Raw genomic sequence first — 12350 nt, forward strand, 5'->3', positions numbered from 1 at the left:
AAAGACAAAACCCGGACAAGCTCTGAAGCCCTGTTAGGGATAATAAACCCAAATCGCTTTCTATGTTAATATCCAAATGTTTTGACCATTATTTTCAATTTATGCTGAGATTTTATATTCAGGGGTGAATGTTTGGCGATTTCTGACCATGGCTGTGACCAAATGTACAAGTTTGTTCTTGACATTGTTCAGTGCAACCTGCTTCTTCTTTCCTCGTTCTACGAGGCGCATGTAGTACCTCGCCATAATGGGATTGAAGTTGACGGCAGCTAGTGCCGCTTGCGTCAGCATGGCCTTTATCTGGCGGTTAGCCATATAATGTACATGCGGATCGGAATGCACACTGGTTCCCGAATCTTTGCCAAATGGAGCTAGGCCGTAATAGCAGGCAATCTTGCGTGAGTCGTAGTTGAAACGCCGGAAGTTGTCGGTGTACACCATCAGGCACACAGCGTTCTGCGTTCCTATGCCAGGCACCGAGGTCACGATGGTGAACACCTCGGTGAGTTCCTCGTCCGACTTGATGAGATCGGCAATGCGCTTATCTATCTTCTCTATCTCCTTATTGAGTTCAGAGACGATGTGCCGTCCGCTCTGCGAAATCATTGTCTTGACTGGCGACTTCTCCATAGTGAGTCGCTTTTCGCCTCTACGCACCTGGAAACTGCATCTGTGTCTTACGATCATCTGACGGTATAGGAACAGCTCACGCAGTTGTGTAAGCGACTCGCTAAGAGGCTCGTACATAACGGCTTTATCGTAATTCCTCATGGCGTATTCTGCAATCATCGAGGCGTCAGCACGGTCAGACTTCAATCGTCTAAGACCAGATGCGTCTTTGATGCTCTTTGCGTTCTCAAGCCACATGTCGTAGCCTTTACCGTAGAGGAAGTTGCACAGTCCCTTGCTGTAGTCGCCCGTGTTCTCGCCACAGAAGAGCCACAAGGACGAGTCGATACCGCAGGAATTCTGCTCAACCCACTTGACCAACTGCCTATAGCCAGACACGGTTGTCTTGAACTCGTTGAACACTCTAGCAGCGGTTTCTGCCAGTCCGTCTGCAAAAAGGATAGCCACATCAACTTTTTCTTTCGAAAAATCAACTCCGATAAATAAATTCTTCATAACTTTGTACGAGTTATATTGTGTAGAATTGGTCAATAGTTGTATGGACTAACACTCTAACAAGGCTCAGAGCCGATAACTTTCTATCTGGTCTTTGCAACTATGTCGATGAGGACCTAAACGATTTATAGCTTTACGGCTGGGTCATTAGCTGGTTTACCTCTTCGACAGACCGATTCTACCTTTTTACAACAAAGGTACGAAACTGTCTTTAGCAATCATAGTTTTACCTTGATTATTTTGGAGTTTATGCGACTTCGTCGCAATCTTCTGCAAACTTAGAGGTCATTAGGCCGTTTAATGTCATATTTTACAACTGCTTGCAGTCTTTTGCTTTTTATAAGGTGTCTTTTGCCTGTTTTTAATTCGCAATAGCTCGCTATTACTCATTAAAAGCCAAACAAAATCCACTCTTCTAAAAAGCAAAATACAAGCAAGCCCTAATGACCGCTTTGGGATAAAAACAAAAAAATCGCTCAAACATTATGCTTTGAACAATATTGTTTTCAAGACATAATGTTTGAGCGATTCTGTTTTCTGTGCTTTTTCACACCCAGATATTCTATTCTATCGTCAGCTTCTCGAAGAGCATCCTGTCGATGCCGTCGCCCGTGAGAGTCACCTTATAGCTGCCGGCATTGGTCTGCGAACCAGTGGTGATGCTCGTGTTGCGGCGCTTGGTCTTCTTCTCCGGAGTCTTCACGAAGGTGATGTCGTCTTCCTTGTATACCACACCGTTGAGGTCGGTTATCTTCACGTGGAGCGTGCGCTCCTTCTCAGGATTGTAGTAGCGGAATCTCAGGGCATACACCTTTGCCACACCAACGTTGTATTCAAACGTCATCGTTCCCTTGTGCAGGATTCCCTCTGCGGTGATGGCACTGCTGGTCTTCGGCGGCAGCAGACTGTCGGGTGTGGCGGCATAGGTCTCTTTCTCGAAGTCTGCCCACATCGTCTTGCTCTCCTTCTTCGGTTTCTTCTCCACCGGCTTCACGTCGTGGTTTTCGGTCGCCACGGCGATGGCAGAGATGACAGCCTGTCCGGCATTCACCTTCGGGAAGTCGATACGTATCTCCTTGCCCTCGTTGTGAACATTCAGCACCCGCTTGTATGGTCTGCCGTAGCGCGCCTGTGCCCAGAGGTCGAGGTTGCGGATTCGTGTGGTGTCGTTCACCGCCACATCAAAGAGTCGCAAGCCCTCATAATCGGTAGTCGCCGACTCTCCCCTGCCCCACCAAGGCTCGATGAAATAGAGTTCCACGCGATAGTCGCCGGGCTGCGCCGGTATGGTGTACGACAGACGGTGTCTGCCGAATCGCGAACTGCGGAAGAGCGGCGAGGCGAACATCAGCGGATTATACGTCTGGCTCGCCTGATAGGGGCTGGTCTCCTTCTTGAACCCGTCGCCCCACGACGATGACCAGCTGCTGTTGTCCTGCTGCCAGGTCAGTCCGTAGCTGTCCACATAGTCGTCGCCGCCACAGTTTATGCGCGCTATGTAGTTGTATCCGTTGGCAGGCTTTATGATATCCTCGTTCCATGCGTTATACGAAGGCATGGCGAGGGAGTCGCAGCTCACCAGACGGTCTTTGCAGTATCCGCGTGCCACGAGGGCGTCGCCGCCCGCCTTCACTCCATAGAAGCGGAAGAGCGTGGTGTTGCCCTTGATGTCGCGCTCCTTGGTCTGGCTCCACTGTCCGCAGCTCAGCGTCACACGGTCGCAGTTGCTGTAAACCCTCACACTGTCGAGAGTTGCCACAGCCATACTGTCGCCCTCCTCTTTCTTTCCGCCGATGCTGTCGATATGTATCGCCGGCACGATATACACCAGCGGTTCCTTGTCGGCAGACACGTAGTGTGACTTATACATATAGAATGCGTCACCTGGCTGCTCCCATGTGGATATCAGTCCCTTGTGGTTGAAGGGTCCCACCTTGTCTATCATCCTGAAGCCCTCCTCCGGCTGTCGGCGTCCGGGATTGTCGTGGCTCTGCAGGGTCCAGAGGAACTGTCCGCACACACTGTCCTTCACGCTCTCTGCCAGCTGCACCTTGCGCTCCAGTATGTCACACTGCTTCTCCTCAGTGTAGCGTTCTCCCGAGTGGTTGCCAAGTGTGCGCCACGCTCCGTATTCTCCGTTGAGGAGCTGGTCGTCGCGCGAGAGTTCCTTGGCGTAGTCTTCGAGCTTTCCGCCATACGTGCCGCTCCAGTTCTGCACCACGTTCCAGTCTGTCCCCTCGCCTCCGTTGCAGGTGGTCACGAGGCGCTGCGTTCCGCATGTGGGGTCGAGCCGGCGGATGATGTCGGAGCATTCCTTGGCGAATTCCGCCGGTATGGTGCTCTCGTTCTGCAGTCCCCACAGGATTACCGACGGAGAGTTGCGGCGCTCCTTCACCCATTGTATGAGGTGGCGCTTGAAGCTCTCCTTGAACTGTGGCGTGTCATACCATATATGTGCCGAGAACTGCGGCCACCACAGTATGCCGTTCTCGTCGATTATCTTCTTGTATAGCAGGTTGTGTGGCTGGTGTGCGTCGCGGAAGGCGTTGAAGCCCGTGGTCATCACCTCCTTCATCCTCGCCTCTATCTGCTCGTCGCTGAAGGCGTGGCTCTGTCCGAACAGGTGTTCATACTCACACACGCCGTTGATGAACTCCGGTTTGCCGTTGAGATAGAAGCGCTTGTCGCCGTCGCCTCTCGTCAGCGGCCATGATATGCTGCGGAATCCGAACGGCGTCAGCAGGTCGTCGGTAGCCTTTCCGCCTCGCTTTATCATGGTGTTGAGGTTGTAGAGATACGGCTTCTCCATCGTCCAGCGCCGCGGATTCTGTATCGCTGCCTGCTGGCGCACGGTCTTCACCTCTCCCGGCAGCAGCGTCACCTCGTCGGTCAGGCGCAGGGTCTGCTTACCGTTCTTCTCCGAGAGCTTGTTTATCAACTTGAAGGTGGCTGCCTCCTCTCCATAGTTCTTCACCTCGGTGTCGACGAAGATACTGTCGCATGCCTGGTTCGACCACACATGCACTCCGAACGGCTCTATGCGCACCTTGTCGGTAATCTCCATCACCACCGGACGGAAGATGCCGAAGGGCTGCGATCCCTCGCTGAATCCCCATTCCGAACTGCATCCACCGCACACCCACGGCATGTCGGTGATGCCTTTGGGATGCGACACGCGCACTTCAAGACTGTTCTCCTTTCCCCTCGCCACGCTCTGCGTGATGTCTATCGTCTCGGTGGTACGCCCGATGTCGTAGGTGCCGAGCTTCTTGCCGTTGAGCAGTATGTCGCAATATGTGCCCACTCCCTCGAATCTCAGGAAATACTCCTTGCCTTCCAGATCGGGAACTGTGAACGCTTTGCGGAACACCGCCTTGCCGTGCAGGTTGCCGTGTTCCTTCTGCAGCGCTCCGTAATAGTCGTCGAGGTTGAAGGGTATGTCTTTGGTGAAGGTCTCTCCACCGAAGGTTATCTGCCAACTGCCGTTCAGGCCCACAGTGGTGCGTTTGCCCACTGGGTCCGGCGCCGGGAATGAGATTTCGCTCTTTCCCATCGGACGGCTCGTAGCCACGGCGATGCCCCGCTGTCCGCTGTTGTTCACGGCGCAATAGAAATGATATACCACTCCGTCGTGTTCCACCACATAGCTCTTGTGGGCGAACATCTCGTCGTATGGTTTCGACGGCACGATAAGGTCGGCTCCCTGCCAGTCATACCAGTGTATCATGTCGCGGCTTGCGGCGAAGGTGTTGTAGGCGTTGTATTCGCGGGTGGGGTTGAAGGCAGAGAAATAGAACATCACGTAGATGTTTCCCATCTTCACTATCTGCGCGTCGCCTGTTATGGTGCCGTCGGTATCGTGGGCAAAGATGGGGTTAGCCTTGTAGCGTGTCCATTTCTTCATGTCGTGTGAGAAAGCCACTCCGATGCGCTCGCCTTTGGGATGTGTGGCGTTTTTTCCTCCGGCATTGTAATACATCATGAAGGGATAGCCGAAGAGTTTCTTGTCCACACGATACACCGTGCTCTTATACTGTGTCATGTATTCCCACCACTGGGCGTTCTTGTCTTTGTAAGACATCACCGGCTTGCCTGCCGTCTCCCAAGGGTGAGCCTTCGTCACGTCAAGCTTCGTAGACGCCAGTCCGATGCTCAGCGGAGCGTTCACCGCCTCATAGCCGGTGCCCTCTCCTCCGATGTATGTCATCCAGTAGCGTCCCTTGTATCGCTCTATCTCATAGGAGCCGCCCCAGGTGTAGTCTACGAGCGCCGGGAATCCTCCGCGCTGGTTTCTGTCCCATTCGTCGCCGCTTCCGTATTCGAGCACTCTGCCGAGTGTCTGCCAGTGGAGCAGGTCGCCGCTGGTGGCAATCCATGTCTCGTAGCCTCTGCCGTCAGTTCCGCCTTTGCCGTTGTAGCACACGTAGGTCATAAACCACTTGCCGTCCTTGCGGAACACCGTCGGACAGTCTATCTTGTGGCCGTTGTCGGCCGGTGCCACCACCATTCCGTATTTGTATGGCGTCTTCACGGTCTCGTAGATACGCTGCATCTCCTGCTGCGTCACTGCCGCCGCCTTGGCTGCCGTGCGGTGCTTGCCGCGGCGCTGGGCTGCTGCGCTGACTGTGAGCAGGAGGCAGAGGGATATTATAAGATATATTCGTTTCATAATCCGTTTTGAATTCTATATTTGCCTGATTGCCGTTTGGGGTTACAATGGCCGTTTGTCGGGGTTACATGAACAGCCAGTCCACTTCCGTTCCTGCACCGTTGAGTTTGGCGTCGCGTATCTTCAGCTCGCTGTCAGTGAATCCTGCCACCATTATTATTCCCTTGGGCAGATTTATCACATGGTGGCCGGCAGGGAAGCTGTAGGCGTGGATGTTGGCTATCGGCATTGTGGTCATTATCAGTGCGTTGCTTATCACTGGCTCTGCCTGTCCGTATTCGTTTCCGGTAGCGTCGGTTTCGAGCTTCGGCGGACGGGCGAATTTTGTCTGGTCGTCAACGAAGAATCCCACGAGGAGTTTCACTGGCTTCGTGGCGGTGAACTCCACCGAGATACCCTTGATGCGTGCCGTGTCGCGGTTGAGCACCAGTGCCTTCATTCCCTGCAGTTCTGTTGCCAGCGTGTCCACAGCCTCATCGCGACCGGCAAAGAGGCGTGCGCCCTTCTTCAGCGTCACCACGGGGTAGTCGCTCAGGAGCGTCACTTCGCCCTTCTTAGCGTTGCCCTTGCCCGTCAGCGCATCATTCAGCTTGGCGATGTTCTCGCGGCGTGTGGCTGTCTTGTCGGTGGATGTGAGACTGGCGATGTTCTTCTTCAGGTTGTCGAGTTCCTGCTGATACACGGGCATCATCTCCTGCCATGTGCTGTATTTTCCTCCGTCGCCTCCCACAGGGATGCGGCGCTGCGAGGTGAGCATGCTGTTGGCGTTGTAGTATGTGTCGCGGGTCTTGTCCACGAGTGCCATATAGCAGCTGTCGCTCTGTTCGAGGAGCGGCACGGCTTTCTTGAGATAGCCGGCGTCTTTCGTCCATTTGTAGTTGAGCACCTGCTCGGCGGCAAGCACCTTGTAGCGGAACGAACGGGCGAAGTCGCTGTAGCAGTCGATGTCGTTGGCGAGTCTGAGGAATTCGTCCCTGTTCTTCGTCACGCTTGCCGCGAGTCCCTTCAGCGCCTCCTGTGCCTTTTCGCCGTGTGCCACACACTGGTCCACGATGTCGAGGGGCAGTTCTCCCACGTGTTTCTCGTGCTTCCATTCCTTCTCCACATATTCTATGAGTTTCTCGCCCGTAGGTCCGCAGCTCTCATAGAATCCCGGATAGATGGTGTATTTGTATGGGTTGACGAGCTGGCTCATCTTCATTCCGAGCAGCAGACACTGGCGGTTGCCCTCTGTGATGCCGAAGCGTCGCAGCAGCTTGGGTGCTATCTCTCCGCTCTGGTCATACGCCTCTATGATTCGGCCGGCGGTCAGCGTGTCGGTGCCGTAGTATTCTGCCAGGGTCTTCTTCCAGAATGTCTTGTCTTCTCCGCGGTGGCAGTTCCATGAGTATCGTCCCCATGCCTGATACCACATCCAGTCGCGGTCTATCTGCAGCTCCCTCTTTCCGTCGGGCAGCTTGTCGGCGGTGTATGGCCAGTCCCAGTAGTTTGCCTGCGGATAGAGATGTAGTCCGTTGGCGTGGTGCACGTTGTGCATCGCCTGCACGGTTTTCTCTATGAACGTCGGTGAGCTCCACCGCCACGGTTCGAGGTTGGCGAGGATATGCACATTGCTGATATGCACGGGTGCTGCGGCGGCGAGCTGGCGGTGGGTCTCAGCCCATGGTCCTTGCGGCTGATAGGTGGTGAGCGACTCGCCGGTGTATTTGCTCATCGTATAGATGTTCTTGTATAGCGGCAGCGCCTCGTGTAGCACTCGCGGTCCGTCGGTGTCGTGTGATCTCAGGATGATTGGCGGTTCGTCGGTGCGTCCCGAAGCCTTCAGTCCGTCTTTGATGCCTGGAATGATGGTCTCGTTCATCCATTTTATGTCGGTGTCGACTCCCGACATCGCCTCTCCCAGACACACCAGGAAGCCCACATTGGGATAGTTCTCTATGAATGCCGCTATGCTCTTGCGTGTGTAGTCGGCGATGAGCGGTGTGATGGGGCGGTTGCGGTCTTGTGTCTTTATGCCGTAGTGGTCGGCGAAAGGTTTCGACACTATGATGTTGTAGAACATCTGTATCACGCGTATGCCTCGCTTGCCTGCCTCCTGGGTGAGGAAGGAGAACATCTCCTGGTTTTTCTTCATCGTGGCGTCGTCCACTTCGGGAGCGAAGGGATAGTCCTTGAGCTTCACGAGCGAGGCGAAGGGATGGCCGTTCCACAGGAACACGGCGTTCATATTGTCGGCGGCGAGCATGTCGAGGTATTTCACCCACAGCTCCTTGTCGTAGAACCACGGGAAATTCTCTGGCGTATATGGGTATTCATATACTTTGTGGCCAGGCAGATACACGGTCTTCTGCAGTCCCACGCATGCTCCGCGGAGCTTCATCTCTGGTGCGTCAACGATGGTGTAGGGTATTTCGAGGGAGTTGTTCATCCTGAAATACTCCACGAGACGGTTGGCACCGTAGATGGCTCCCGAGGCATCGTTGCCGATGATGCTGATTTTCTTTCCCTTGCGCTGCAGCGAGAATCCTTCTGCCGGTTTCCCCACGGTGTCGCCGGCAATACCGATGCTGATGCTATAGCCTTTGGGCATAGCCTTTATGTTGTTGGCGATGAGTGTAGCGGCATAGTCGGTCTGTGGCGACTGTGTCGTTGTCTTCACCAATGTGTCGTTGTGTCCGCATGAGGCGAATGCCACAGCGGCAGCGAATGCTAATATCGTTTTGCTTGTCATATCTGTTTTAGTTGGGTGTGGCACGTGTGTCACGTTACCAGATTGTCCATTGTTCAAAAAAGTCGTTTTCTTCCGATTTCCGCTGAAGGCGGCTTTTCCTCCATTGCCGCCCTCAGAAACGGTCTATGCGGAGCTCCTTGCCCACGGGTATGTCGTATTTTCTGTCTCCCAATACGAGGACGCCTTTTCCGCCGTCGCTCTTCACGCTGACGCTGGTGGCATCCATCTTCACTCTGACTTCTCCGAACGGTGTGGGCACACTGCCCTGCATCCGTTTCAGTCCGCCGAGCACGGGGCGCACCTCATATTCCGCATAACCGGGTTTGGTGGGACTTACGCCGAGGAAATATCTGCCTATGAGATATATCGGACTGGCTCCCCAGGCGTGGCAGAGGCTCTTGCCGTAGGGGCGGCCATACATGGCGAGATGTTCTGCTCCCTGGTCGGCGGGATTGTATTTCTCCCAGAAGCTGGTGGCTCCCTCGCCTATCATTCCTCCCCAATAGCCGAGAATCTCGGGCAGCACACGCTCCTGATATCCCATCCGGCACATCGCCTCGAGTTCATAGAAGCGCATATATGGCGTGGTGATGGGTTCGATGTCGGAATTCAGCATCACGGAGTCCATTATCCGGCGCTTGTCATCATCGTCCACCATATCATATATTATAGCGAACATATTTGGGAATGCCGTGATGTCACGGTTCATCCTGCCATCCTCTATGGCGTGCATGAAGGCGCTGCGGCTGTCGTCCCAGAAGGTGGGCTTGAGCTTTGCCTTGAGGTCGGCGGCGAGCTTTCCGTAGCGGTCGGCATCCTTGGCGTATTCAGCGGTGGTGATGCTGCCTTGCGGAGGATTCTGCAACGGGTTGTCGCGGAGCACCTCGGCACAGGTGTGCATGGTCTGGAATGCCTTGCAGAGCAGTATCTGTTCGAAACAGAGTGTGCCGCGCTTGTGCATAGGGAAGTCCACCCAGTCAACGAATATCCAGTCGTCTTCCTTTCCCTCTGCCATCCCCTCGGGATTGAGTCTGCCGATGACATACTGCATGAGGGTCTGCATCCTGGGGTATATCTCTCTGACGAAACGGATGTCGCCGGTGTACTGATAGAAATCGAGCACCGACTTGAACCAATAGAACGTGTAGTCCATGATGGTGTTGACATGTGCCGTAACGGGGTCTTTGCCTCTGAGCTGACGGATGGTGCGGCGCACGCAGTCGGTATCGAAGCGCAGATAGTAGTTCATGAGATACGACTGTATGGCGTCGCCCGACCATGTCCAGCGGTCGCGCTTGATGCCATCCACGAAGAACTCGCGTGTGGTGAGGTCCATGGTATATGCCGCCACCTGCCATATCTTGTTGAGCCGGCGGTCGTCGCATCTGAACGAACCGCTCTTCTTGTGGCTGAACGCCGAATATTCATAGTCCATCGCCACATCAGAGAATGTTATCATCCCCTTTGCCTCCACCATCACGTAGCGGAACGCCTTGCTGTCGTCGAGCACTATCTCCACCTCTTCCTCGGCAAACCTGTTGGCGCGGAGGTCCAGGCGGTCGAGGGTCTCGCAGCGGTCCATGTCGAGGGCTTCCTCACGGCTCTCGCCATAGTATATGTTCAATATTCCCTTGCCTGTCACGCCCTTGAGCCTGACATAGCCGAAGGTTTCGATTCCGAAATCAAACAGCCATTTGTTCTTGCCCGTCTGCTCTTCGCCAACGGGCTGCATCTCCGTTCTCTCCAGACTGTATGACGAGGGCGGGGTGTCGATATTGTCGAAGGTCCACGACGCGGCGGGCACGTAGATTCCCGATCCGTGGGCAACGCCATTCTCGTCTATCCATATCTTGTCTTCATAGGTGGCGAGCCATGTGTTGCCGCTCTTTATCGTCCTGCCCTTCACGTAGAGGGCTGGCGGCACCGACTGGTTGTGAACCTTGAAGTTGAGACGGTGGTCGCCTGCCGGCACGGTGAACCTGCCGGGCATGCCGAACTGCAGCTTGCCGTCGAGCATGAAATTGAAATCTCCCTCTGCGGCTATCGTTATCGTCTCTGCCTTGTCGAGGCTCACGGCGGTGGAGAACTCCACTGTGACGTAATGGCTGTCTTGCTTCCAGAACGGCGGAAACATCGCTCCGCGCTCCGTGCGGCGGTTGTTGAACTTGTTGCCGAGCCACACCTCAAAGTCGCCGGGATACCATACCCATGTTGCCTTGTTGTCCATATCGTTGTATTATATTTCTTTTCCGTATCTTTCTTCCGTAATCTGCTCCAGCGACTTGCCGCGGGTCTTGGGGGTCCAGATGGCTCCGATGAGAAGCGACACCACGAGAAGCGCCATCATCAGATAGGCGGCAAGGGTGAACCCCTCGCCTTCCTCGCCATAGATATTCACAAACACCAGTCCCCAGGCTGCCGACAGTCCGCGCACCATGAAGAACATCACGCCCTGGGCGGCGGCACGGTATTTGGCAGGGAACAGTTCGGATGCCCACAGCGCATAGAAGCCCTGCACGGAGATTCCGCCCTGGATGCCCCAGAGCAGGGTGAAGAAGAGCAGGCCCGACATGCTGCCGATGCCCACAGTGACTATCATCACCCAAGCCAGCACTGCAGCGCCCACGCCAACGATATAGAGCAGGCGCTGGTTCACCTTGTCTACGAGCATCGAGAACACGAAGGTCATGAAGATTATTATCACCCACTGTCCGGCTGAGAGCATGTTCGCCTCGCCGTTTGAAAGTCCGCCTGCCGTCTCGTAGATATGCTGCTGGAAGAAGCCCATCACCGAACTGACGAGGTTCCAGGTGAGATACATTCCGGCAAGGAAAAGCATCGTGCGCACGTTGACCTTGTTGGAGAACAGGGTGCCGAAGGAGGCGAAGACGCTCTTCTTGCCTGACGGCTCATCTGAAGTCTGCTGCGACTGCGTGGCCTTCCATTCTGCCGACTCGTCGAGCTGGCGCTGAAGCAGCCAGGCTATCAGTGCCACCACGAAGAGGGAGGCGAAGACAATGCGGGAGCTGAACACGTTGATGGCGTCCTGCGAGGCGGCATCACCCAGAATCTGAACAGCTGACTGGCTGACGAGGGGGAACATGAAGCCTGCCTCGGCATTGTTGGTAGGCGGAGCGAGAAACCATCCCAGGAGCAGGATGATGAGCGGTCCGATGCCCCACGCCATCTGCGAGATGCCGATGTTTCGGCCTCGGTTGCCTATCTCCGAACTCTCAGAGATATAGGTCCACGATGCCGGCACTCCCACACCTACGCTGACTCCCGTGACCAGGAATCCGGCGAGAAGCATGGGGAAGCTGGTGGTGAAGACCACGAGCAGCACGCCCACCATATAGATGAGCATATTGTATGTGTATATCGCCTTCCTGCCGTATTTGTCGGCAAGGAATCCACCGATGATGGCTCCTATCGCCGCACCGAGACAGTTGGCGCTGATGGCGTTGAGGATTCCGAGATGCGACTCGGTGAGCGAGAGATAGTTTTTCCAAAGCGACAATCCGCTTGCGCCTGCCACGATGGCTCCGGCATCGAGATAGTTGGTGAGAGACACGGCGATGGTGCTCTTCAGACTGCTTTTGTTGTTTCCCATAATGTGTATGTCTGTATTTCGTTTTCTTTTCGTTTGCTTTCTCTTTTGGGGTGATCTGCCTTACGGGGCGGGATGCTCCTGAGTCTGTTCTCCGCTCATCCTACCAGTCCTGCAAATCATCAAAAATAAAGACGCTGAAACTGCTTTTTTGTACTATGCCATCTCGTGAGGTTTTCTCCCATTTTGGGGCAACGTGCTTGCCCACTTGGGGCAAG

General features: G+C 54.7%; 5 protein-coding genes. All 5 read right to left on the minus strand.

The genetic code is table 11. From position 1 onward, the window contains the following. Positions 1 to 99 precede the first annotated feature (99 nt). The 5 genes from CCC32_RS12510 to CCC32_RS12530 all read right to left on the minus strand — a co-directional run bounded on the left by CCC32_RS12510 (position 100) and on the right by CCC32_RS12530 (position 12135). Positions 100 to 1125: an IS110 family RNA-guided transposase gene (locus CCC32_RS12510; protein ID WP_042517114.1), complete on the minus strand. Its 1026-nt coding sequence runs from the start codon at positions 1123 to 1125 to the stop codon at positions 100 to 102. A 562-nt stretch (positions 1126 to 1687) separates the two neighbouring features. Further along, positions 1688 to 5794 (minus strand): beta-d-glucuronidase/beta-L-arabinofuranosidase, encoded by a 4107-nt coding sequence (locus CCC32_RS12515; protein WP_287074930.1) that lies wholly within the window; start codon positions 5792 to 5794, stop codon positions 1688 to 1690. 64 nt (positions 5795 to 5858) lie between these two features. Then, positions 5859 to 8525, minus strand: coding sequence for an alpha-d-galacturonidase (locus CCC32_RS12520; protein WP_287074932.1), 2667 nt, complete (start codon positions 8523 to 8525; stop codon positions 5859 to 5861). 112 nt (positions 8526 to 8637) lie between these two features. Beyond that, entirely contained in the window at positions 8638 to 10752 is a 2115-nt protein-coding gene (locus tag CCC32_RS12525; RefSeq protein WP_287074934.1) for an alpha-L-rhamnosidase-related protein, read from the minus strand. Positions 10753 to 10761: 9 nt separating this feature from the next. Continuing rightward, positions 10762 to 12135 carry an MFS transporter gene (locus tag CCC32_RS12530; protein WP_042519941.1) on the minus strand — a complete coding sequence of 458 codons (1374 nt, stop codon included), beginning with the start codon at positions 12133 to 12135 and terminating at the stop codon, positions 10762 to 10764. Positions 12136 to 12350 lie beyond the last annotated feature (215 nt).

Source organism: Prevotella sp. LMAG:51, from assembly GCF_008680225.1.
Lineage (GTDB): Bacteria > Bacteroidota > Bacteroidia > Bacteroidales > Bacteroidaceae > Prevotella > Prevotella pectinovora.